This window comes from Massilia oculi, from assembly GCF_017582745.1.
Lineage (GTDB): Bacteria > Pseudomonadota > Gammaproteobacteria > Burkholderiales > Burkholderiaceae_D > Telluria > Telluria oculi_A.
On sequence record NZ_JAFVIM010000019.1, the window covers coordinates 15124 to 39032 of the forward strand.

General features: G+C 68.1%; 17 protein-coding genes and 1 pseudogene. 6 read left to right on the forward strand and 12 right to left on the reverse strand.

The genetic code is table 11. The features are described 5' to 3' along the window. Positions 1–58 precede the first annotated feature (58 nt). Positions 59–304, forward strand: a complete 246-nt coding sequence (locus tag J3U95_RS19880; RefSeq protein WP_109347298.1) for a hypothetical protein — start codon at positions 59–61, stop codon at positions 302–304. On the opposite strand, the gene J3U95_RS19885 is transcribed toward J3U95_RS19880, so the two are convergent. The 4 genes from J3U95_RS19885 to J3U95_RS19900 form a co-directional block, all read right to left on the reverse strand. Further along, positions 285–2270 carry an NPCBM/NEW2 domain-containing protein gene (locus J3U95_RS19885; protein WP_208280388.1) on the reverse strand — a complete coding sequence of 662 codons (1986 nt, stop codon included), beginning with the start codon at positions 2268–2270 and terminating at the stop codon, positions 285–287. The two genes, J3U95_RS19880 and J3U95_RS19885, sit on opposite strands and share 20 nt — an antisense overlap. 55 nt (positions 2271–2325) lie before the next feature. Beyond that, a complete protein-coding gene (locus J3U95_RS19890; protein WP_208280389.1) occupies positions 2326–3714 on the reverse strand; it encodes a DUF4832 domain-containing protein in 1389 nt (462 codons plus the stop codon). After that, on the reverse strand, positions 3714–6560 hold the full coding sequence (locus J3U95_RS19895; RefSeq protein WP_208280390.1) for a TonB-dependent receptor: 2847 nt from the start codon (positions 6558–6560) through the stop codon (positions 3714–3716). Before J3U95_RS19895 ends, J3U95_RS19890 begins: the two co-directional genes overlap by 1 nt. Before the next feature lie 157 nt (positions 6561–6717). Further along, complete coding sequence (locus tag J3U95_RS19900) at positions 6718–9258, reverse strand: sensor domain-containing protein (RefSeq protein WP_208280391.1); 2541 nt, start codon at positions 9256–9258, stop codon at positions 6718–6720. 109 nt (positions 9259–9367) lie between these two features. Between J3U95_RS19900 and J3U95_RS19905 the strand changes: the two genes are divergently transcribed. The 3 genes from J3U95_RS19905 to J3U95_RS19915 all read left to right on the forward strand — a co-directional run bounded on the left by J3U95_RS19905 (position 9368) and on the right by J3U95_RS19915 (position 13519). After that, the gene (locus tag J3U95_RS19905) at positions 9368–9589 is read left to right on the forward strand and encodes a hypothetical protein (RefSeq protein ID WP_208280392.1); all 222 of its coding nucleotides are present in this window, start codon (positions 9368–9370) and stop codon (positions 9587–9589) included. A 317-nt stretch (positions 9590–9906) separates the two neighbouring features. After that, positions 9907–11199 carry a hypothetical protein gene (locus tag J3U95_RS19910; RefSeq protein ID WP_208280393.1) on the forward strand — a complete coding sequence of 431 codons (1293 nt, stop codon included), beginning with the start codon at positions 9907–9909 and terminating at the stop codon, positions 11197–11199. A 127-nt stretch (positions 11200–11326) separates the two neighbouring features. Then, positions 11327–13519, forward strand: a complete 2193-nt coding sequence (locus J3U95_RS19915) for a TonB-dependent receptor (RefSeq protein WP_208280394.1) — start codon at positions 11327–11329, stop codon at positions 13517–13519. Between the two features lie 59 nt (positions 13520–13578). Here the strand turns inward: J3U95_RS19915 and J3U95_RS19920 are convergent, their stop codons facing one another. From J3U95_RS19920 to J3U95_RS19945, 6 genes are all read right to left on the reverse strand, one after another. After that, positions 13579–14247: a type 1 glutamine amidotransferase domain-containing protein gene (locus J3U95_RS19920; protein ID WP_208280395.1), complete on the reverse strand. Its 669-nt coding sequence runs from the start codon at positions 14245–14247 to the stop codon at positions 13579–13581. A gap of 57 nt (positions 14248–14304) precedes the next feature. Then, on the reverse strand, positions 14305–15054 hold the full coding sequence (locus J3U95_RS19925; RefSeq protein ID WP_208280396.1) for an alpha/beta fold hydrolase: 750 nt from the start codon (positions 15052–15054) through the stop codon (positions 14305–14307). After that, positions 15051–15365, reverse strand: a complete 315-nt coding sequence (locus J3U95_RS19930; protein ID WP_208280397.1) for a DUF1330 domain-containing protein — start codon at positions 15363–15365, stop codon at positions 15051–15053. The genes J3U95_RS19925 and J3U95_RS19930 overlap by 4 nt, the downstream gene beginning before the upstream one ends. Positions 15366–15488: 123 nt before the next feature. Further along, complete coding sequence (locus J3U95_RS19935; RefSeq protein WP_208280398.1) at positions 15489–16790, reverse strand: TolC family protein; 1302 nt, start codon at positions 16788–16790, stop codon at positions 15489–15491. Then, on the reverse strand, positions 16787–19879 hold the full coding sequence (locus J3U95_RS19940) for an efflux RND transporter permease subunit (protein ID WP_208280399.1): 3093 nt from the start codon (positions 19877–19879) through the stop codon (positions 16787–16789). The genes J3U95_RS19935 and J3U95_RS19940 overlap by 4 nt, the downstream gene beginning before the upstream one ends. Positions 19880–19886: 7 nt before the next feature. Then, a complete protein-coding gene (locus J3U95_RS19945) occupies positions 19887–21005 on the reverse strand; it encodes an efflux RND transporter periplasmic adaptor subunit (protein WP_208280400.1) in 1119 nt (372 codons plus the stop codon). 75 nt (positions 21006–21080) lie between these two features. On the opposite strand from J3U95_RS19945, the gene J3U95_RS19950 reads away from it, so the two are divergent. Both J3U95_RS19950 and J3U95_RS19955 read left to right on the forward strand, forming a co-directional pair. Next, entirely contained in the window at positions 21081–21752 is a 672-nt protein-coding gene (locus tag J3U95_RS19950) for a response regulator (protein ID WP_208280401.1), read from the forward strand. Then, positions 21742–23151, forward strand: coding sequence for a sensor histidine kinase (locus J3U95_RS19955; RefSeq protein WP_208280402.1), 1410 nt, complete (start codon positions 21742–21744; stop codon positions 23149–23151). Before J3U95_RS19950 ends, J3U95_RS19955 begins: the two co-directional genes overlap by 11 nt. Here J3U95_RS19955 and J3U95_RS28420 read toward each other — a convergent pair. Both J3U95_RS28420 and J3U95_RS28425 read right to left on the reverse strand, forming a co-directional pair. Continuing rightward, positions 23148–23345, reverse strand: a complete 198-nt coding sequence (locus tag J3U95_RS28420; RefSeq protein ID WP_229519991.1) for an FAD binding domain-containing protein — start codon at positions 23343–23345, stop codon at positions 23148–23150. The two genes, J3U95_RS19955 and J3U95_RS28420, sit on opposite strands and share 4 nt — an antisense overlap. Before the next feature lie 80 nt (positions 23346–23425). Next, a pseudogene (locus J3U95_RS28425) lies at positions 23426–23866 on the reverse strand (FAD binding domain-containing protein); the annotation flags it as partial. Positions 23867–23909 lie beyond the last annotated feature (43 nt).

The window sequence follows — 23909 nt, forward strand, 5'->3', positions numbered from 1 at the left end:
GCGCGAGCATGCACAGGCGTAAAATGCGCCCTTGACCCACTATGCACAAGGCATTCCCATGGAAACCATCGACCAGCGTTACCTCGTCCAGCAAAAAAAGCGCACCGAGGAGGGCAAGCCGCCCGTATTCGCCAAAGTAATGCGCAGCAAGGAAGGGAAGTTCGAGGGCGTGTCCTTTATCAAGAACAAGGAAAAGGCCACCGTCATGACGGTGGCCGACGCTCAGGAGGTCATCGACTGGGCTGCCAGGAAGAAAGGCAATGCCCAGGAATACGACACCAAGATCATTTGCGTTGGACAGTAGCCGGGGATGCGGCGGCACGCGTCAACTGGGCATCCCCCCAGGTCGCCACCACGGGCGCCCCATCGGCTGCCTGCGACCCACGCACCACCAGCTCAATGACCTTGACGCCCCGGACGTCCGCTTTCAACAGCGGCGCCCTGGCGCCAAACGCCAGCGGTGCACTCTCGGCCAACAGCTTGCCATCGCCATACACGTAGAAGCGCACGGACTGACGCGTGTCCTCGGTCGAATCGTCCACGCCGACCGCGGCCGTCAGCTGCGCATAACCGCCATCGTTCTTCACCTGCAGCCGCGAGTTCGACAGCACGCCGAGTCCCGACTCGAACACCCGTCCCGCCACCTGCAGGCTCTGGCCATACGGCGTCGTATCCGCCTGCGCGCCGCCCCAGCCCGCATACTGGGGACGCGAGCCGCCCGAGCGGGTGCTCGACCACGGGTCGATCATGCGGTGGACGGTCGGATCGAGTTGCGGTTGCCGGGTGCCATCGACGGCGACGTTGATCGAACCGGGGATCTCCGACAGGTACACGCCGTTTTCCAGCTGCCGCTTGCCGGTCGCCTCGAACACCAGCGTCTCGTGCGGCGCGAGCGTGAACGCCTTCTCGCCGGTGAAGGTCGAACTCTGTTTCGACCACAGGTCACGCAGGGTGACCGGTGCGCTGCCCGAGAGTTTCAGGTGGCTTGCCAGCAGGGTCACCGGCGCCGGCGCGGCGCCGCGGTTGAACAGGGCCACCGCCTTGCGCTCACCAGAGCCCAGCGTCTTGACGATGATCTGCGCATCGTCGGAATCGTAGGTGACCACGCCCTGGTGTCCCGCCTTGTCCTGGTTCAGGCCGACCACGTCGGCGTTGCCCAGCACCTCGAGGTAGGATGCCGGTCCGTTGCGCAGGTCATAGCTGATCAGGAGCGGCGCATTGATCATCGCCCATAACGAGAAATGCGAACGCACTTCGACCGGGTTGGCGACATCGAATTCGCCGTGGCCGATGTGCAGGATGTCGGGATCGTTCCAGTGGCCGGGGCCGGCGTACAGCGCGCGTTTCGCCGCGCTGTCGAAGTTGTGCAGCATGCTCGTCCAGCTCGGCGTGATGTCGGCGCTGGTGCGCCACAGGTTGCCGACGTCCTTGCCCCAGGTACGCACGTTCGCCATGCCCCAGGCGCAGATCGACAGCACGTAGTCGTTGTTCGGCCGCGCCTCCTTGAGCGCCGCGGCGACGTCTTCGTAGCGGGCGCGCACGGCCTCGATATCGGTGCGGTTGATCGAGCCGCGTTCGATCAGGGGCGGCGCCGCGCGGTACTTCTGTTTTTTCACCAGGTCCGAACCCGGCAGGAAGTCGGCCAGTCCGCAGGCGTCGATCTTGATGTAGTCGAAGCCCCATTCCTTGAAGTACAGGTTGATGTCCTGGGTGACGTGGCCTTCCAGTCCCACCTCGCGCTCGGCGGTCGTGCCCTGCGGCAGGTTGGGCGAATGCAGGTCATAGGCTTGCGAACAGGCGTTGCGTCCGATGTCGGTGTAGATGCCGGCCTTCAGGCCCATCGCATGCAGCTTGTCGGTGAATGGCTTGAAGCTGGTGCCGGCAGGTCCACCGGTGGCTGCCGATGGAAAGATATTGGTGCGGATCTGCAGCCGGCCATCGCCGGTCCGGCGCTTCACCCACCAGCCGTCGTCGATGTTGACGTGCTTGTAGCCGAGCTTGGCGAGGCCGGTGTCGACCAGCGTTTGCGCGGCGCCGATCACCTTGGCTTCGTCGACTTCGGTGCGGAACGCGTTCCAGCTGTTCCAGCCCATCGGCGGCGTGCCGGCGCTGCCGCTCGTCGCGCCCTCCCAACGCCCCGCAGGGGCCAGTGGATCGTTGGCGCGCGTGGCATGCGCCGGCGCACACGACAAGGCCACGGCGGCAGCCAGGCTGCTGCAGACAAGTTTCCACGGCTTGGGTTGACGCCTCTTGGTCGAGCGGTCTTTCATCCAGATCTCCTTATTGTCGTTGTCATTCGATGATAATCGAACGAAATTTTTCGCCTTACTGTACGCGCAGCGTCGTTCCGACGCGAAACGCCCCCAGTGCGTCATCCCATCCCTGCGACCGCGCGGCATCCGCGGCATTGGCGGGCCGCACGCTGTAGCGGACGTCGCCGGCGAGCGCGGCGGCGCCATCCGGCAATGCAAGCAGCACGTCGTAGGCGCCGGCGGGTGTGCCGGCCGGTACGGCAAGGCGTGCGTTCACCTTGCTGGTGGTTCCCGGCAGCCAGTCGCGCGGGTCGATCGACGGCAGGGGTATGCGCACGACCGCGCCGGTCGGGCGGTGACTGAGCAGGACGTGCACGGCGCGTGGATTGAAGGCGCGCGCCCAGCCCCGGTTGCTGACCGTCAGCGCCAGGTCGCCCGACCGGCCTGCCGCGACCGTGGCGCTGTGCCGCAGCGCCGCCAGCTCGAAGCGGTAGCCCATGCTGCGCCTGACTTGCGCCATGCAGCCCTGCGCCTCCCAGCGCGCATGAAACAGCTGGCGGTAATAGGTGTCGTTCAGGTAGGTCAGGCCGAACTGCCGTCCTTCGCGCAGGATGTCCTCGCAGTTCCCGCGCGGCGTCGGATCGACCGCATCGGCCGGATTGCAGGTCTCGCCGCCGAACGGTGCGACCGCCGCCAGCGCCGCCACGTAGTCGCGCTCGCGGCGGCGTGTCGGCGCGTCTTCGCCGTAGGTGCCGACGTCCGTGTCGGAGGCCAGGAAGCAGTCGTTGTGCACGCCGATGCGCGCAGCCTTCGAGCCGTCTTGCCAGCGCGGCGCCTGCGGCGCCCACACCATTAGATAGGGAGGGTAGCGCAGTTGCAGGAACCGGTCTTCCGGCAGTGCCGCGAGCAGCGCGTCGCGGATGCGCGTGCGCGCCTCCGGCAGGGTGAGCTGGTTGGACGATGTATGCCATTCGCCCCAGGCCCCGACGAAGCCGGCCTGCAGGTAGGCGATGACGTCCGCATTGGCCGCCAGCAGCGGCTGGAGCTGACCGATGTGCTCCAGCACGCGCGCCAGCGGCGCATCCTGCGCCGCCTGGTAGCCGGTTTCGCCCGCCGGGTAGTTATAGATGAAGCGCGGAATCACCTTCAGGCCCGCCCGGCGCGCCCTGGCGAAGCCTTCGGACAATTCGTCCAGCAGGCTGGCCGGCAGCGCGCCACCGGCATGCCGGTCCAGCCGCACCGGCGCATAGACCAGGCGATAGCTGGCCGCGAACTGCGCATTGGCCTCTGCTTGCGTCCATGCGGCCAGGTCGTCCGCCGCCCAGACGTACATGCCGCGCTCGGGATTGGCGATCTCGTCGTCCGTTGCGCGGAATGTGGTCTCGACGGTGTCCGCCGCCTGGGCCGAGAAAAGAACCGCCCCGGACAACAGGGCGGCAAGCGGAGAGACGACGAATCGCATCAGAACTTCAGGCTTGCACCCAGGGTGAAGGAGCGGCCATAGCGGTAATAGCCGTTGGGCAGGCTGATGATGCCGTTGGTCAGCTTCGGCGCCTGTTCTGCGTCGCTCAGGTTGTTGCCTTCGAGGCTGATGCGCAGCGACTTGTTTACCTCGTAGGCGATCTGGGCCGTGACCCAGGTCATCGACTTGGCCATCTCGTTGAAGCCCGAACCGATCACATTGGTGGCGGTGACGAAGGAATCGGTATAGTCGGCCGTGGCGCTCATGCTCCATGGGCCCTTCTCGTACAGGACACCCAGCGAGGCGGTCGCCGGCGCGATTCCCTCGAGCGGACGTTCCTGGCCGTCGACCCAGCTCTTCGACAGGTTGCGCGTGTATTGCGCACGCACGCCGAAGCCGTTGTCCCACAGGTGCTGCAGGCCGATCTCCATGCCGCGCGCCTTGGCGCTGTCGCCATTGATGGGGCGCTGCACGTTGAACAGGCGTCCTCCTGGCGCACCGATGTCCTGGCCGGTCAGCCACTGGTTGGTGATCTGGTTCTTGATGTTCTTCTGGTAGACGGCGAAGGTCAGCGCGGAGCTCTTGGCGTAATACCACTCGAGCGACACGTCGGCCTGGCGCGCGGTGTACGGCTTCAGGTCGGCATTGCCGCCGTAGATCTGCGTGAAGTCGCCCCACGAGATGCTGGCGGTGGTGCTGGACGGCGCCAGCTTGTCGACCGACGGGCGCGCCATCGTCTTGGCGGCGCCGAGGCGCAGCTGCAGGTTGTCGGTCAGCGAGTAGGTGAAGTTACCCGATGGCAGTGCGGAGGTATAACTGGCGTCCTGCTGGATGACCGACGGATCGGCGTAGACGGCCGTGAAGTTGAACGCGCCGTTCTGCAGGATGTCGTTGATCTTCGCGTCCCAGGCCTGGGCGCTGGTCCTGGTGCGCACCAGGCGCACGCCGACGTCCGCGAACCAGCGGTCGCCCGACATGTCCGCCTGCACGAACGCAGCCGTTGTTTTCTCTTCCACGCGGTAGCTTTCCAGCGGGTTGAAGGCGGGCGCCGACAAGGTCGAGCTGTAGACGCCGCCGCCCGGGCGGGGCTGGCCGTCGAGGCCGGCCAGCGCCTGCGCATAGTTGTTGACGTCGAAACCGAGGAAGCTGCGCGGGAAGTTGCCGCTCACGCCGGACAGGAAGCCGCCCGGGCTGAATGTCTGGTTGATGACGTTGTTGCCCAGGGAGCCCACATTGATCGCATTCTCGCCGGAGTAATGATCCTGGCCCGCATTGAATGCGTTGTTGATCATGTCGCGCGACTTCTTGCGGTTGGTCTGGCTGACGCCGAACTTCAGGTTGTCGACGTTGAACCGGTCTACCCGCCAGTCGGCATCCAGCGTCAGGCCGCCGATGCGGTCCTTGATGTTGTCGCCCGTGCGGCTGTAGTAGTGGGTATTGAAGTCGTTGGCGGTGAACAGGCCCTGGGCCAGGCCGGTCTGCAGGTCGCGGCCGTCGGCCAGCGTGGTCGTCACGTCGGGCACGGAAGAGCCGGTGAGGCGGATGCGCGTGGTGTTGGGCTGGTTCATGCGCAGCACGACATAGCTGTCGTTGCCGCCGGAGTTGCGCTCCGAGGTGGAGATGTAGCCGTCGGCCGCCACCTTGAAGGTCGGCGACACCTTCCATTCGGCCCGGGTGCCGTACATGGCGGTATCCACCACGCGGTACTCGGTCTGGTTCAGGACCTCGGGATTGAGGCGCAGCTCGGGGTCGGTGCTGTCCAGCGTGAGGTCGGTCACCACGCCGTTGGAGACTTGCATATTGGACCAGCGGCCCGGCGCGAACAAGGGGTAGTACGACAGCTGGTAGCCGACCTGCGGCGAGTCGAGGCGGGTCTTGAAGCCGTCGACGATGACTTTCACGTCGCTGGTGGGGCGCCATTCCACCTTGCCCGAGAGGGCGATGCGTTCCTTCTTCTCCATGATGGAGCCGAAGCGGAACTGCCCCGGCCCGATCAGGCCTTCTTCTTCGGGATCGAGGATGCCGTTGCCGTTGGGGTCGATGTGGCCGCCCCAGGTGTTGCCGGATTCCCAGAACTGGCTGGGGTCGCTCGGGATCGCATTGCGCGACCAGCCGCCTTCGTTGCCGGCGGTGTCGGTGCGCACGTCGCGCTTGGCGTAGACGACGCCGAGCAGCACGCCGACCTTGTTATCCCAGGTGTTGCTGTACGTGCCGGACAGCTTCTTGCCGTTCAGGCTGCTCATATCGTTGTGATCGCCTTCCAGGCGCAGCAGCCCGCGCTGGCCTTTCTGCTCGAACGGGCTGGCCGAACGCAGGTTGACCAGGCCGCCGATGGCGCCTTCGACCAGCTGCGCCTGGGTCGACTTGACGACATCGGCGCCGCTGATGACGTCGGCCGGCAGCACGTCGTAGGCGAAGTAGCGGCCTGCGCTGTCGGTGCCGAGCAGGCGGCCGTTGAAGGTGGTGATCGTGTAGTCCGGGCCCAGGCCGCGGATGCTGACCTGCTGGCCTTCGCCTCCGGCGGTGCGGGAGATCGAGACGCCGGTGACGTGGCTGAGCGAATCGGCGACGTTATTGTCCGGGAAGCGTCCGAGTTCCGTTGCACTGATGCTGTCCTGCACGACGGCCGAGTTGCGCTTGAGCGCCAGCGACTGCTGCAGGCTGGCGCGGGTGCCGGTCACGACGACCTGCTCGACCTTCTCGGTGTCCGGCGTGGCGGCATCCTCCTGGGCGCGGGCGGGCGCCGTGAGGGTGGCCAGTGCGAGCAGGCAGGCGGAAGTCAGGGGCTTGAGCACGAGGCGGGCATGACTGGCGGCGTGCGGGCGGCATTGCATATGAGAACTCATTAAACGCTTCCTTTTTTATAAGTTGTTGGAGCAGTACGGCGAGTGCAGGTACACGGGAAGGCTGACCGGTCGCGCTCGCACCATCCGCCGGCCACGGCGCGGGCAAGATGGTGTGAGTCGAGTGGTACTTTCGTTTGATTTCGTATCACGTTGTCTCTCACGTGTGAAGGTTTCGGTCCTTTGGGTATCGAAAGCGTCCGGCTACTGCTGTTTTTACAGCGATATTTAATATATAGCGCAGCATTCCTGCCAGCACTTCCGCTTCGAGCGGCCGCGCGCACAGGTAGCCCTGGTAGGCCTGGCAGCCGTTCTCGAACAGGAAGTCGCGCTGGCCCTCGGTTTCCACGCCCTCGGCCAGCACCTTCAGGCCAAGACTGGAGCCCAGCGCGATGATGGTGCGGGCGATCACCGCATCGTTGGGATTCGTCGTCAGGTCGAGCACGAAGGAACGGTCGATCTTGAGCATGTCGAGCGGCAGCCGCTTGAGGTAGGCCAGCGACGAGTAACCGGTGCCGAAGTCGTCGATCGCGAAGGTCAGGCCGTGGGCCTTGAGGGCCTTGATCTTGCCGATCGCATCCTCGACGTCGTCCAGCAGCGAGCCTTCGGTGATCTCGAGTTTGAGCTTGCGCGGATCGGCGCCGCTCGGGCCGATGCAGTCGAGCACCTGGGCCACGAAGGCCGGGTGGCGCAATTGGCGCGCGCTGACGTTGACGGCAATTTCCAGGTGCGCGGTTTCTGCCTGCTGGCCCCATGCGGACAATTGGCGGCAGGCGCGTTCGAGCACCCAGTGGCCGAGTGGAAGGGCCAGCCCGATCTCTTCGGCGAGCGGAATGAATTCGGCCGGCGAGACCGTGCCGCGTTCGGGATGGCGCCAACGCACCAGGGCCTCGACGCCGGCGATGCGGCCGTCGCGCTCGACTTGCGGCTGGTAGTGCAGGAAGAACGCATGGTCGCGCAACCCGGCGCGCAGGTCGCCTTCCAGCGCCAGGCGGGTCGCGGCCGCGGCCTGCAGGGCGGGTTCGAAGAAGCGGACGGTGCCGCGTCCGGCCGCCTTGGCCCGGTACATTGCCAGGTCGGCGCGCCTGAGCAGTTCGCCGGCATCCATGGCGTCGTTGGAAAAGACGGCGATGCCGATGCTGGCGCCGAGATGCAGCCAATTGCCGTCGAGCTGCACCGGCTGGTTCAGCAGGTGATTGACGCGTTCGGCTTCGTGCTTCGCCTGGGCGCAGGCCTGTTCCTTGTCCGGGGACAGGTCTTCAAGCAGCACGCCGAACTCGTCGCCGCCAAAGCGGGCGGCGAGGACGTCGACGGGGAGGCCGGCGCTCAGCCGTATCGCCATCTGCTGCAGCAAGCGATCGCCGACGGCGTGGCCGAGGGTCTCGTTGAGCGTCTTGAAGTTGTCGAGGTCGATCAACAGCAGCGCCTTGCGGCGCGGTTCGTGGCGGGTCGCGGCCAGGGCGGCTTCCAGGCGCTCGGTCAGGAAGGCGCGGTTCGGCAGGTGCGTGAGCGTATCGTGAAAGGCCAGGTAGCGGATGCGCGCGTCGGACGCGTGGCGTTCGGACACGTCGACCACGGCGCCCACCACGCGCAAGGCCTTGCCGTGGTCGTCGCGCAGGATATGGGCCCGGTCGTGCACGTGGGCCACGCTGCCGTCCTTGCGCATGAAACGGTAGTCGTCGCTCCAGTGGACGTCGCCGCCGTCGCGCAGCGCATGGTCGAAGCGGGAAACCACGCGCTGGCGGTCGTCCGGATGGATGCGGTCCATCCATAGCGCGAGCGAGGCCGCGAATTCCTCCGGCGCGTAGCCGAACAGCTGGTGCAGGCTGGCGCCGAACCACAGGGTGTCGGTGCGCACGTCGAGATCCCAGATCGCGTCGCTGGTGACGCCGGCGACGATGCGAAACCGCTCCTCGCTGTGGCGCAGGGCAGCCTCGGTCAGTTTCTGGTGCGTGATGTCGCGCATATAGACTGCCAGCCCGCCATCGGACGGGTAGGCGCGCACTTCGCAGTAGAGCTGGGGCGCGGCGTGGAAATCGTCGAACGCGACCGTGCAACGCTCGCGCATGGCGCGCCGCAATTCCTTGCGCGCCAGCCGCGCGCCCAGTTCGGCGAACTCGTCCCACATCACCTTGCCCAGCAACTCGGCGCGCGAACGCTGGAACAGCTGCTCGGCTTCCACATTGAGGAAGGTGAAGCGCCATTCATGGTCGACCGTGTAGAAGACGTCGGTGATGCTTTCCAGCGTGGTGCAAAGGCGCCGGGCCAGACGGGCGGTGGCCTGCTCGGCCTTGCGCCGCTCGGTGACGTCCTGCACCGAGCCGTAATAGGCCGGTTCTCCGTCCCTGCCGTGCATCAGGTCGCCGCGAGCATGCACATGGCGCACCTGGCCATCCGGCCACACGACGCGATGTTCGAGGTCGAGCGACGTGCCGTGGCGCAGGGCGTTCGCGACCTCGGCCTCGACGGTTTGCTGGTCGTCGGGATGCACCCGCGCGAACATCGTCGCGAAATCGGGATCGGGCGCATCGGCGCAGATGCCGAACAGGGCGCGCAGCTCGTCCGAAATGTACAGGCGGCGGTCGCGGACCCGCATCTCCCATAACCCGACCTGGGCTACGCGCTGGAGAAAGTCGAGCCGGTCTCCCAGCGTCGCAGGCGGCACTGGAGCGGGGGTGGAGCTGGCGTTCGGAGAAGGCATGGCGCAGCGGTCCAGGGCGTAGGCGACGCGACTGCGCGGGGCATGGCGAGGTCGAGGGAAGGTCGAGGACGATGTCGAAGGCGACGCGTGCGGCAGTCGGACAGGCGTCATGTTTATCACCCTCGGTCAGGCCGCGCAAGCGCCGCTTCGATTGGCGCGCGAAGACCGGAGCAACCGTCCGATGGTTTCAACATTGACAAGTACATTTGTACGAATCTGCATTGCTGGGTTACAATATGTTTTTCTGCCGCCAGTCATGGCCTGGCATTCATCGATGCTTCCCCCCAGCCGCTGCGGCGCCGAGCGCGCGTGCGGGCATGGTGCGCATTGAGCAGCGTTCGAGATCGCTGTCTTGTCCGGATCGATCCCATGCGCCAGGCAGGGCGCCCTGTGCGGCGTCGTCACCCGTGCGGGTGACCCTGGTCCTGTATTCCCTCGACGGTGACGTCACTGGCCTGGCCGTGCCGGTCATCGAGGGCAATCGCAGGCCGCTTCGACCTCGGGAACTTGCAGTCGCGCACCATAGATCGCTCGATATCGAGCCCTGCTGCGCCATCAACAGGCCGTAAGCCCGGGATTCCTCGTCAATTGCGCCGTCGCCCGCTCGACGCCGGCCGCGGCGCGCCGATCATCACTCAGGACATCTACGTGAATTTGAACAACACCATTACTCCGCAAGACAAAGATTCGAGAACGGCGGCGTTTGCCGCACGCACGCAAACGAAGACGGCGGCACGCCTGTGCGCCGCCCTGGCCGGCATCGCGGTCCTCGCGTCCGGCCATGCTCACGCCCAGGAGACCGCGAGCGCGCAGGAAGAAGCAGCATCGCCGCTGATGATCGGCGGCGCGATCCGCTTCAATTACGGCCACAAGAGCTGGGACAAGGACCGCCGCAGCGGTTTCGTCGGCCTCGACACGGCGCGCCTGGACGTCAACTACGACGACGGCCGGATGATCGGCTCGGCCCAGTACCGCTACAATAATTACCCGAAGGGGCAGGGCGACTACTGGCAGCATTTCCTGCGCCATGCCTGGGGCGGCGTGCGCTTCGACGACAAGAGCGAGCTGCACGTCGGCCTGGACAGCAATCCCTTCGGCCTCCTGCCGTTCGCCTCGAATAACTTCTACGAGTCGATCGCCTTCTACGCCGGCTTCGAAGACAAGTACGACCTCGGCGTGAAATACATCAGCCGTCCCGGTCCGGTCGAATGGCAGCTCGCCTTCTTCCCGCGCGATGGCGGTTCCTATGGCGGCGGCAGCAATACGGCGGGCGCCTCGAACCGGTATTCCTACAATATCGTCAAGGACGACGACGAGCAGGGCTACGGCACCGGCCAGACCGACAGCGAGCGCAACACCCTGGTGGGGCGCGTGGTGTGGAACGTGGGGCCGGAAGGCCGCCACCAGTTCGGCTTCTCGGGCCTGACCGGCGAGATCGACAACGGCCGCGGCACCGACACCCGGCGCCACGCCGGCGCGGTCCACTACACCGGCAAGTTTGGCCGCGTCACCGTGATGCTGCAATCGATGCGCTACAGCTACCGCACCGCGCACGGCCCCGAGCAGACCTATGGCGGACTGGATCCCAACAGCTTCGTCCTGATCGGCGGCTTCGGTTATCCGTTCCCGGTCGCATCGAAGGGCGACATCCATATCGCCAACGTCAGCTATGACCTCCCCGGCAGGATCGGCCCGTTCAGCGGGTTCAAGGTCTACAACGACTACAGCGTCCTGAAGAAGCGCAGCGGCGACTACAGGGACTCGGTGCAGAACGTGACCGGGATGAGCTTCGGGGCAGGGAAATGGTCGTTCTATGCCGACCTGATGATCGGCAAGCACCATCCTTATCTGTCGCCCGATCTCGGCGGCCTGGCCGCGACATCGTCCGCGCATCAGGGGTTCACCCGCAGGATCAATCTGCAGGCCGGCTACTACTTCTGACACTGCCGGTTCGAGGCGCGCCGAGAGTCTCGGTCGCCCCTGCAGAAAAACCAGTCGTTGTGATTATGAATGCAAATGAATATAATTCTCATTTGCATTCATTAAAATGACACTGACTGGACCCTTCATGACCAAGCTTCGGCGCTCGCCCATCTTCCGCAACATCCGCCAATCCACCCTGTCGCTGCTGGTCGGCCGCGCCTGGGGCATCGCCTTCGTCGCCGCGCCCATCGCCCTGCTGGCCGGCGCCGCGCACGCCCAGGACAGCGGGGCGCCGCAGATCGAGCAGGTGCTGGTGACCGGCGCCCGCGCGCTGGACGAGGCGCCGTACATGAACGGCGGCGTGGCGCGCCGCGGCGGCGTGGGCGTGCTGGGAGCAAGCGACATCATGGATACGCCGTTCAGCACCACCAACTACACCTCGCAGCTGCTGGAAGACCAGCAGGCGCGCACGCTGGCCGACGTGCTCGTCAACGAAGCCTCGGTGCGGGTGCAGACCTCGACCTCCGGCTTCAGCGACGACTTCCAGATCCGCGGCTTCGGCGTCGGCAGCGGCGACGTCGGCGTGAACGGCCTGTACGGGCTCGCCTCGGGCAACCGGATGCCGGCGGCGATGATGGAGCGCGTCGAAGTGCTGAAAGGCCCGGGCACGCTCATGTATGGCATTCCCCCTGGCGGCAGCGTCGGCGGCAGCATCAATATCGTCACCAAGCGCGCGGGCGACAAGCCGCTCACCCGCGTCACCGGCACCTTCGAGAGCAAGTCGATCTTCGGCACCCACGTCGATGTCGGCCGCCGCTTCGGCGACGCCGGCCAGTGGGGCGTGCGCTTCAATGGCGTCTACCGCAACGGCGACAACACGCTCGACCACAGCAAGACCGAATCCGGCCTGGCCGCGCTGGCGCTCGACTATCGTTCCTCGAATCTGCGCTGGGTGGTCGATGCCTATGCACAGCGCGAGGACACCGACGGTTTCCGCGGCCAGTCCAGCTTCCGTCCCAACGTGACGCGGATCCCCGATGCGCCGTCCGGCAAGCGCGCGATGTATCCGGGCGTCGAACTCGCGATGCGCGATTCGACCATCTCGTCGCGCCTGGAATACGACCTGGCCCCGAACGTGATGCTGTACGCCGCCGCCGGCTACCACTACAACGCCTACGAGCAGGACTTCCCTGCGGCGCGCGGCAACGATGCGATCGACATGGCGGGCAATCTGCGCATCACCAATGCCTGGTACGACGCCGCCACCCGCAACAAGACCGGCGAGGTCGGCGCCCGCGCCACCGTCGAAGGGTTGGGCGTGAAGCACCTGTTCGCCGTCTCGGCCTCGCGCCTGGAACAGGAATCCGGCAGCTTCTACCTGCCCGCGCCGGCCGGCACCGCGGTGGAGTCGAACATCTATCATCCGGTGCCGCTGCCGGCCATGACCGGGGTGCGCCAGTCGCCGACCACGACCTCGGGCACCGAGCTGTCCAGTATCGCCCTCACCGATACCCTGTCGTTCTTCGACAACCGCGTGCTGGTGACCGGCGGCGTGCGCAAGCAGAAGGTCGTCGCGAAGAACATCGCACCGAGCGGAGCCAGCACGACCTCGTACGACGAGAGCGCGACCTCGCCGCTGCTCGGGATCGTGGTCAAGCCGATGGCCAATGTGTCGTTGTACACCAACTTCACGTCGGGCCTGACGCGCGGCGCCACGGCGCCCCAGACCGCGGCGAATGCAGGCGAGGTGTTCGCTCCGTATAAATCGAAGCAGTACGAGGCCGGGGTGAAGGTCGAGCAGGGCAAGCTCCTGACCGGCATCTCCGTGTTCCAGATCGACCGTCCGAACGCCGTCACCGATCCGGTCACCACGATCTACAGCATGGACGGCAACCAGCGCAACCGCGGCCTGGAACTGTCGGCCATGGGCGAGGTGGTGCGCAACCTGCGCCTGATGGCCAGCGCGACCTTCTATGACGCCGAACTGCAGAAAACCCAGGGCGGCGTCAACGAGGGCAACGACGCCAACGGCGTGCCGAAGCGCGCCCTCAGCGCCGGCCTCGACTGGGATCTGGCGCAGGTGCCGGGCCTGAGCTTCAATGCCCGCGCCATCCACACCTCCGACATTCCGTACAACGCCGCCAATACGCTGTTCCTGCCGTCGTGGACCCGCTTCGATATCGGCGCTCGCTACCGCACCAGCCTGATGGGCCGCCCCGTCATCCTGCGCGCCAGCGTCGAGAACGTCGCCGACAAGGCCTATTGGCTGGCCAACGGCACCTTCGCCACCGCGGCCGCGTCGCGCACCGCGCTGGTGTCGGCACAGTTCGACTTCTAAGCGCTCGCCTGGCGCATGAATGCATCGCCGGCTGGCGCCGGCGATGCCGTTTCACCTCATCAGCGCAGCGCTTTCACGATCTCTTCCGCCAGCGGACCGGCCGAGGCCGGGTTCTGCCCCATCATCAGGCGCCCGTCGACGATCATCTTGACCTGCCAGGGATCGGCCGCCGAGAACTGCGCGCCTTCCGCCACCAGCGCATCCTCGAGCATGAAGGGCACGTCGTCCTTCGCATAGTTTTCCTCTTCGCTGTTCGAGAACCCGGTGAGCTTGCGGCCCTTGATGAGCGACGCGCCGTCCTCGGTCTTCACCCCGAGCAGGGCGCAGGGGCCATGGCAGACGGCCGACACGATCAGGCCGGCGTTCCAGGCGCGCGCCAGGGCCTGCTTCACCTCGGGGTCCGTGGCCAGGTCCGCCATCGGGCCCAGGCCGCCGGGGACGAAGACCGCGTCGTAGTCGAGCACGTCCACCTCGGCCAGGCGGCGGCTGCGCGCCAGGCGGCGGATCGACTTGCCCTTGCGGTAGGCCGCCTGGGCCGGGTCGCTCTCGTCGTAGCCGTCGTCCGACGGCGCGCCGCCCAGCGGCGAGCAGTATTCGACCGCCACCCCGTGCCGTTCGAACACCTCGACCGGGTGCGCGATCTCGGGGAAGAAATAGCCGGTGCGGCGCTTGTGCGGACCGATTTCGTGGGTGTTGGTCACGATGAACAGGACGTGCTTCATGCTCATGAGGTTCTCCTTGACAGTGAATGGCCCGGATGGGTGAGCGGGTGCGGGCGACGCCGCCTATTGCGCCTGCGCGGCGTCCCGGATGACGCGGGCGACGGCTGCCGGCTGCGACATGAATACCGCGTGGCTGCCCTTGATCTCCACGGTCTTGCTGCGCGCACGCTGCGCCATGTGGCGCTGCAGGTCGGGATGGATGATGCGGTCCTCGGTGGCGATGATGTACCAGCTGGGCTTGGCAGCCCAGGCGGCGTCCGTGACTGGCGCGGCCAGCGCCTTGGTGGCAACTGGCACTTGTGCGATGGCCATGAATCCTGAAACGTCGCGCGGCAGGTCGGCCGCGAAGTCGGCGCCGAAGCTGTCGGGGCGGCGGATGATGAAGCCGTCGCCCACCGCCACCACGTTCGACGCGGGTGGCGGATACAGGGCGCGCAAGGCCTTCGGGTCTTCCCCGGCCGCGGGCGCATAGGCCGCGACGTAGACCAGCGCTTTCACCTTGGGGTGGTTGCCGGCCTCGGTGATGACCGTGCCGCCATAACTATGGCCGACCAGGATCACGGGGCCGGCCTGCAGGTCGATGGCGCGCCTGGTGGCGGCGACGTCTTCGGCGAGCGAGGCGTTGGGATGCTGCGCGACGCCGACCTTGTATCCTGCCGCCTGGAGGATCTCGGCCACCGCTTTCCAGCCCGAGCCGTCGGCGAATGCGCCGTGCACCAGGACGATGTCGTTGGCAGGCGCGGCGGAGCCGGGCCCCGTATGAAGCAGCAAGGCCAGGGCCGCGAGGCAGGCGCGCAGTCGCTCGGCAGTCATCGCGCCTCCTGCGCGGGCGCGGCGTCGCTGCCTTCGACCAGCAGCATCCGGTAGTCGGCGCCAAGGTGGCGGTGCTCGCGCGCCTGCCGGTAGGCCGGGCTGTCATACCATGCGCGCGCCGCCGCCATGTCGGGAAAGCGCAGGATGGCGACGCCTTCGGCGGCCGGGCCTTCCAGCACCTCGAGCTGGCCATAGAAGGCGAGCCGGGTGATGTCGTGGCCGGCGCGCGCGGCGGGCGCCGTTTGCGCGTACTGGTCCATCTGGGCCTGGTCGGTGGTTTTTTCGCGGATGAAGACGACGTATGCTGACATGGATTCCCCTTTGGTTCGGCGGTCGCCGACAGGTCATCGGCGCCATGTCAGCTTAATCGCCTCCGCCAGGCGATGAAAGTTAAACACGGTAAATCCTGCGGGTAGGGAATCGCGATCCATTTTTCACCGGAACGCATCGGCTACCGGCGCGCGGCCGTCATCGATCCTGTGCAACAGCTCGCCCGTGGCCGATTCGAGCCTGAGCTGCGCCTCCATCAGCTGCGCGACCAGTTCCTGCTCGGCCAGCGCCAGCTCGACGCCGCCGCGCGTCGCGTCGAGCAGCTCGGCGATCGAGGTCTTGCCGAGCCGGTAGGAGTCGTGCGCCATGCGTTTCAGGTCCGCCGTACGGGCGCCGGCGCGGCGCCGGAAATCGTCCAGCGCGTGGCCGTGCTGCGCCACCAGGCGCGCCATGCTGTCGACTTCGGCGCTGTGCCTGGCCTCGCTCAGTTCGCGTTGCAGCGCGGCCGCGCCGGCCTGCGCCCTCGCCTTGTCGAGCCCGCCCTTGCGGCGATCGAACAGGGGCAGCTCGACGGCCACCCCGATGCCGGTCGTGCCGCCATACGGCTTGCTGGTCCAGAAGCGGCCCACGTTGACCGATACCGCCGGCATGCGCTCGGCCCGCGCCACGTCCACCAGTGCGGCCGCCGCGTCTTGTTCGCGGCGCGCGAGCAGCACTTCGGGGTGCACCTCGGGCCGCGCTGCGGCGGCGTGGCCACGCAGCGGCGCGAACGGCGCCAGCGCGCCGCGCGCAACCGGACGCCAGCCGGCGACGCCGAGCGCCTGCGCCAGCGCGGTCTGCCGTTCGACCAGCGCCGCCTCGGCCTCGGCCACCCGGGCGCGCCAGGTGGCTTCCTCGACCTCGACCCGGATCGCCTCGTACTCGCTGGCCAGGCCGCCGGCCAGGCGGCCGTCGACCACCTGGCGCAGGCGCGCCAGTTCGTCCAGGCCCGCCTTGACCGTGCCAAGCCGTTCCTGCGCCAGCAGCAGCGCCACGTGCGCCATCGCCGCCTCGGACGCCACCTCGTGGCGGGTGAGCGCGACCCGCGCCGACGCGGCGTCGACGGCGCGGCTGGCCGCGTCGATGCGGGCGCCGCGCTGGCCGCCGAGCAGCAGCGGCTGTTCGATGGTCCAGTCCTGGGCGCGGTCGGAATCGAAGTTGGTCAAGCGTCCCGGCTGGCGCTGGCGGTTGTACGACAGCGTCGGATTCGGCAGGGCGGCCGCCTCGAGGCGCCCGGCGCTGGCGGCGTCCACCTGCGATCGTTCGAGCGCGACCGCCAGGCTGGCGTCGCGCGCGAAGCCGAGCACGGTGCGCAGGTCTACCGCTTGCGGTAATAGCTGGGCCTGTAACGGCTGCGCCGGCAGTGGCTGGGCGTGGAGCGGGGCGCCGGCCAGCGCCAGCAGGATCAGTGTCAGGATGCGTTTCACGCGTCGGCCTCTTCTTCAAGCGTGGTCAGGACGGTCGGGGTCAGGATGCGGTAGAACAGGGGCAGCAGGAACAGCGCGACCAGCAGCGTGCTCACCATGCCGCCGACCACCACCAGGGCGAACGGACGCTGGATCTCGCTGCCCACGCCGGTCGACAGCGCCATCGGCAGCAGGCCGAAGAACGCCAGGCACGATGTCATCAGCACCGGCCGCAGGCGGTCGGCCGCGCCGGCCACCAGCGCGGTCGGCAGGTCCTCGCCAAGGCGGCGCCGGGCATCGATCGCCGACAGCACCAGCACGCCCATCAGCGACACCTGGCCGAGCAGGGCGATGAAGCCGATCACCGCGCTGACCGACAGCGGGATGCCGAACACGAGCAGGGCCAGGATGCCGCCGGTCAGGGCGAACGGCACGATGGCCAGCACCGCGATGGCGCTGCGGCCGCTGTTCATGGCCGCGTACAGCAGGCCGAGCACCAGCAGGATCGCGACCGGGATCACCAGCTTCAGGCGATCCAGCGCACGCTGCTGGTTCTCGAATTCGCCGCCCCAGCTGAAGTAGTGTCCATCCGGCGGACGGACCCTGGCGTCGACGGTCGCGATGGCTTCCTTGACGGTGGAGCCCATGTCGCGGTCCTTCACGTTGAACTTCAGCGCCAGCAGGCGGGTATTGCCCTCGCGGACGATGTAGGCGGCGCCGTCGACGATGCCGATGCTGGCCAGTTCGCGCAAAGGGATCCGGGCGCCGTTCGGGGCCGCGATGGCGATCTGGCCGATCTTCTCCAGGTCGTCGCGTTCCACCTTCGGCAGGCTCAGTCGCACCTCGACCGGCCGCTCCTTTTCCCAGAACCGGGTCACGATCCGGCCCGCGAGCGCCGCCTCGAGCGTGCGCGCCGCGTCTTCCATCGCGATGCCGGCGCGCGCCAGCGCGGGGCGGTCGAACTCGACGTTGAGCTGGGGGCTGGCGGCGTCGCGGTACAGATCGAGCTCGGTCACGCCCGGCACCTGCTGCAGCACGTCCTTCGCCTGCTGCAGCGTGGCGCGCATGGCCGCCAGGTCGTCGCCGAAGATCTTGAGCACCACCTTGCCGCGCACGCCGGCCACGGCTTCCTCGACGCTGTCCTTGATCGGCTGCGAGAAATTGAGGCGGATGCCGGGGATTTGCGCCAGCGAGGCGCGCATCTCTTCGATCAGCGCCGGCTTGTCCAGGCCCTTGCGCCAGTCCGGCGCCGGCTTCAGGCGCACGAAGGTGCGGATCACGTTGACCCCTTCGTTGTCGGTCCCGTCCTCGGGCCGGCCATGCTCGCTCAGCACCTGGTCGGTTTCCGGGAAGGCGCGCAGGCGGGCGTGCAGGTCCACCAGGATGTCCTGGCTCTTTTCCATCGCCACGCTGGCCGGCAGCTCGACGTAGACCATCAGGTCGCCCTCGTCGAGTTCGGGCAGGAACTCGGATCCGATGCGGGTCGCCGCCAGCGCGCTCAGGCCCAGCAGTAGCACGGCGAGGGCGATGGTGGCGGTACTGTGCGACACGATGCGGCCCAGGCCGCGCCCGTAGGCGGCCTTCATGCGCTCCATCCAGGCCGGTTCGTCGGGCAGCCTGGCATTGGCCTTGAACAGCAGCGCGCACAGCGCCGGCACCACGGTCAGCGTGAACACCAGGGCGCCCACCAGCGCGAAGGTATAGGTCAGGGCCAGCGGCCTGAAGATCCGGCCTTCGACCGACTCGAGCGTGAACACCGGCAGCAGCGCCGCGATGATGATCAGCATGGCGTAGAAGGCGGGCCGCACCACTTCGACCGAGGCGCGGATGATCACTCCCAGCGTTTCCTTGCGCGTCGCCGGCTTCTGGTGGCGCACCGCGTGCAGCACGTTCTCGATCAGGACCACCGCGCCGTCGACCAGGATGCCGAAGTCGATCGCGCCCATCGAGATCAGGTTGGCGGGCAGGCCCAGCGCGTGCAGGCCGAAGAAGGCGGCCAGCAGCGACAGCGGAATGATGATGGCCACCGCCAGCGAGCCGGTCACGCTGCGCAGGAACAGCCAGACGATGCCCACCACCAGGATGAAGCCGTGCAGCAGGTTTTCATGGACCGTCCCCAGCGATTCGTCGACCAGGGTCGAGCGGTCCTGGAACACCTCGAGCTTCATGCCCTGCGGGAGGATGGACGTATTCAGCCGCTCGACCTGCTGGTGGATCCCCTCCAGCACGGTCGAGGGGTTTTCGCCGCGCCGCATCAGCACCAGGCCTTCGACGATCTCCTTGCGTTCGTTCCAGCCGACCGAGCCGCGGCGCGGCGCCGCGGCCAGCGTGACGTCGGCGACGTCGCCGAGCGTGATCGCCGCGTTACGGGTGGTCTTGAGCGGAATCGCCTTCAGGTCTTCCACGCTGTTGACGTAGCCGATGCCGCGCACGGTCAGCTCCTGGTCGCCATGGCGCAGGAAGCCGCCGCCGACGTTCAGGTTGGCCTTGCCGATCGCTTCTTCCAGGTCGCCGAAGCCCAGGCCGGCCGCGTGCAGGCGGGCCGGATCGGCCTCGATGTGGATCTCCTTCAAAAAGCCGCCCCACGCCACCACGTCGGCCACGCCCTGCACCTGGCGCAGCACGCGGGTGACCGTCCACTCCATCTCGGCGCGCTGTTCGTACAGGTCGTGGCGCTCGCTGCTCACGCGGAAGCGGTAGATCTTGCCGAGCGGCGTCGCTTCCGGCGCCAGGGTCGGGGTGATCCCGTCCGGCAGCCCGGCCTGCGCCAGGCGCTGCCCGACCAGCATGCGGCTGGTGAGGGGATCGGCGTCGTCGTCGAAGATGAGGGTGACCAGCGAGAGCCCGAACAGGCTCTCGCTGCGGATCAGGGTCATGCCCGGCGTGCCGTTGAGCGTGCGCTCCAGCGGCACCGTCACCTGGCGTTCGATTTCCTCGGCGGCGTAGCCGGGCATCTGGGTGATGACCTGGACCTGGGCATTGGTCACGTCGGGAAAGGCCTCGATCGGCGTGGCCAGGTAGGCGCGCAGGCCGAACGCGGCGAACACCGTCGCCAGGAGGAGCACGGCCAGCCGGCGCTGGACGCAGGCGTGTATGAGATTGCGCAGCATGGTGCCCTTACAGGAGTTGTTGAGCTTCGTTGTCGAGCAGCAGGGCGCCTTGCACGACCACCTTGTCGCCTGCCTTCAGGCCTTCGAGGATCTCGACCCGCCCCGCCCGCGCGATGCCGGTGCGCACCGGGCGCGCGACGTAGTTGCCGTCTTCTCCCTGCAGGTAGACCTGGCGCTGGCTGCCGTTCTTGATCAGCACCGCCGTGCTCGGGACGGTCGGCGCGCCGCGCGGCCCGCCCGCCAGGCTGACCTGGGCGAACATGCCGGCGGTGAGCCCGGCGTCGGCCGTCTTGTCCTGGAAGGCGAGATAGATCGGCATGCGGCGCTGTTCCGGGTCGACCGCGTGGCCGATGCTGTCGATCGCCGCCGCGAACGGGGCGTCGATGCCGGGCACGCGCACCTGGGCCGCGCGCCCGGGCGCCAGGCCCCCGAGTTCGCGTTCCGGGACCTCGGCCACGATCCACAGCTGACCGGGGTCGCCCAGTTCGACCAGGGCGTCGCCGCCGGGCGCCGCCACGGCGCCGGCCTGGGCCTGGATGGCGAGGACCACCCCGGCCGCGGGGGCGCGCAAGACCAGCCGGTCGCCGTTGCCGGCGCCGGCCAGCGCGGCCGCCTGGCGTGCGCGCGCGGCCTCCGCCTGCGCCTCGCGCAGCGCGGCCTCGGCCGAGTAGCGCTCGACCTCGACCCCGATCCCGCGCGCCATCATGTCTTCCTGGCGCCGCAGCAGGTCTTGCGCGACCGCCAGCCTGGTCCGGGCCTGTTCCAGCGCGGCGCGAACGTCGGCCGCTTCCGCGCTCTGGAGCACGACCAGCGGCGCGCCGGCCCGCACCGCTTGCCCGGGACGCACCTCGACCGACAGCACCCGGCCGGCGAGCGGCGCGCCGACCGCCGCCATGGCGCCGGGACGAAACGCCAGGCGCCCCGGGAAGGTGCCCTGCAGTCCTTCGCCATCGACGCCCACCGCTTCGACCTTGATGTAGTGCTGCGGCTGGGACTGTGCACCAGCGTTGGCAGCGGCGGGCGGCTCCGAACTGGAACAGGCGCCGAGCAGGGCCATGGCAAGCGCCGGCACGAGTGCGCCGGCGCGGCGCGGCCGGCGCCCGGATGGGGTGGTGGTATGGGACATGCGGGCTCCAGCTTGATTTTGAGAAAGTTATAATCGCCGGAGTTTCCTTAAAAAATCCTTTCTCCCTGCCCCTTGATGCGAGTATTGCTGGTCGAAGACGATGACACCCTGCGCCAGACCCTGGTCCGGGCGCTGGCGGCGAACGGTTACCACGTCGACCCGGTGGGCGACGGGCTGGCGGCCGAACTCGCACTGGGCACGACCGAGTACGGACTGGTCGTGCTCGACCTCGGCCTGCCCGGCCTCGATGGCCTGGAGGTGCTGCGGCGCCTGCGCCTGCGCCGCAACCGCACGCCGGTGCTGGTATTGACGGCGCGCTCGGGCCTGGAGGAGCGGGTCGGCGGCCTCAGGGCCGGCGCCGACGACTACCTGGTCAAGCCATTCGAACTGCCGGAACTGGAAGCCCGGATCGAGGCGCTGCGGCGCCGCGCCAATGGCGGCTCGAGCCACCTGGTGCACGGCGCGCTCGAAGTCGACGTCGACCAGCACGTGGCGACGGTGGACGGGACGCGGATCGACCTGACGCGGCGCGAGCTGGCGATCCTGGCGGCGCTGATCCTGCGCGCGGGGCAGGTGGTGGTCAAGCGCCGCCTGGCCCAGCAGATCGGTTCGTGGGAGGACGAGGTCAGCATCGGCACGGTGGAAGTCTATATCCATCGCCTGCGCAAGCGCCTGGCGCCGTTCGGCATCGAGATCAAGACCATCCACGGACTGGGCTATCTGCTGGAAGCGCACGATGCCGGCTAGCGGCACCTCGCTCGGCCGGCGGCTCATGCTGTGGCTGCTGCCGCCGCTGCTGCTGCTCAGCGTCGTGTGGGCCTGGGGCGTGTATGCGGTGATCCTGCACTTCACCAATATCGCCTACGACCGCGCGCTGGAGGATTCGGCGCAGACGCTGGCCGGCCAGGTCAGCGTGCGCCACGACGGAGTCCACGTCGACCTGCCGCAGGCGGCGCGGGCGATGCTCGAATTCGACCAGGTGGACACCATCCACTACAGCGTGTCGGACCGGCTCGGTGCGCGCCTCGCCGGCAACGCGCGGATACCCGAGGCGACCCGGCGCGACACCTGCGTCGACCACACCTGCTTCTACGACGCGGCCATGGACGGCAAGCCGGTGCGGGTGGCGGAGTACACGCTGTCAATCTACAGCCCGGCCTCGCCGCTGACGGTGCGGGTGGCCGAAACCGTCAGGAAGCGCGAGATGCTGGCGCGCGAGGTGCTGCGCTTCGTCCTGCTGCCGCAGGCGCTGTTCGTGGCCTGCATCGGCATCCTGATCTGGTACGGGGTCAAGCGCGGGATGGCGCCGCTGCGCCGGATCCGCGACGCGATCGCGCAGCGCACCCACGACGACCTGCGCCACATCGAGATCGCCGACATGCCGGCCGAACTGCAGGAACACACCGCCGTCATCAATGACCTGATGAGCCGCCTGGGACGGGAGATCGACGCCAAGAAGCGCTTCATCGCCGATGCCACCCACCAGCTGCGCACCCCGATCACCGTCCTGCGCACGCAGGCCGAGCTGGCGCTGCGCCTGCGCGAGCATGGCGAGCTACGGGCGGCCGTGAACGGTTTCGACGCCGCCACCGCGCGCCTGGTGCGGCTGGCCAACCAGCTCCTGAGCCTGAGCCTGGCCGAGGCCAGGGCGCTCGGCCCGCGCGACTTCGAGCGTTTCGACGTGGCGGCGCTGGCCGAGGACGCGATCGCGGAACTGGTGCCGCTGGCGCTGGAAAAGGAACTCGACATCGCCGTCGAGGGCTGCGCCGCGCCGCTCGTGATCGTCGGCCATCCGCAATTCGTGCGCGAGATGATGGCCAACCTGATCGACAACGCGATCCGCTACACGCCGGCCGGCGGCGCCATCCGCATCGCCATGGCTGGCGCCGGCGAGGGCGCCGACGGGCGCATCGCGTTCAGCGTCGCCGACACCGGGCCGGGCATCCCGCGCGCCGAGCGCGACAAGGTGCTGCAGCCCTTCTATCGCGGCCTCGGCATGCCGGGCGGGGGCAGCGGACTCGGATTGACGATCGCCAGCGAGATCGCGGCGATGCATGGCGGCGAGGTGAGGATCGAGGACGGGGCCGGGCAGGGGACCACGGTGGTGGCCAGCCTGCCGGCCGTGCCGCCGGAACCGCGCACCTAGGCGCCGATGATCCGGTCGCCCGTGCGCCGCCCGGCCTCGAGCATCGGGCGGCCGGCGCGCAGTTGCAGCGCTTCCCACTCCTTGTGGCGCCAGACCCAGTTCCAGCGCCGCGCGCCGGGCGCGAGCGAGCGGTCCTCGCCCGGCACCAGGTATTCGAGGAACATGTGGTCCGCGCCCTGCTGGAGGGCGAACACGCCGTCCAGCAGCGCGCGGTCGTCGTCGCCGAGCGCGCGCCGTCGGCGCCGACCAGCAGGTCGCCGGTCTCGCCGCGCGCGCCGGCGAAATGGGCGCGCACCTGGCCGCCCGCCTGCTCGAAGCGCGGCAGGGTTTCGCCCGGATGCACCTGCGCGTCCGGCAGCGCGGCGCGCATCAGCGTGTGCAGCATGTTCCACGAGATCTGGGTCTGCGGCTGGTAGCCGCGCTGCACGACCTTGCCGTCGCGGTCGAGGAAGATGCGGTCGCCCGACGCCCCGCCCAGCGCGCCGGGATGGCGCAGGCCCGCGAAGTGGAAGGCGTGCAGCACGTCGGGCTGCAGCACGATGCCGCCGCTCCGGCTGTCCAGGGCGTGCCGCGAACGCTCGAATACGTCCACCCGCCAGCCGATGGCGCGCAGGGTGAGCGTGGTGAACAGGCCGCCGAGGGAGCCGCCGATGATGAGGGCGCGCGGTGCGGTGGTGTCGGTTATGGCGGCTCCGGATGGTCGAGGTAAGCGCATTATCCGGACGCCGCGCGCGGCCGCCTATCGTCGCATCGGATAG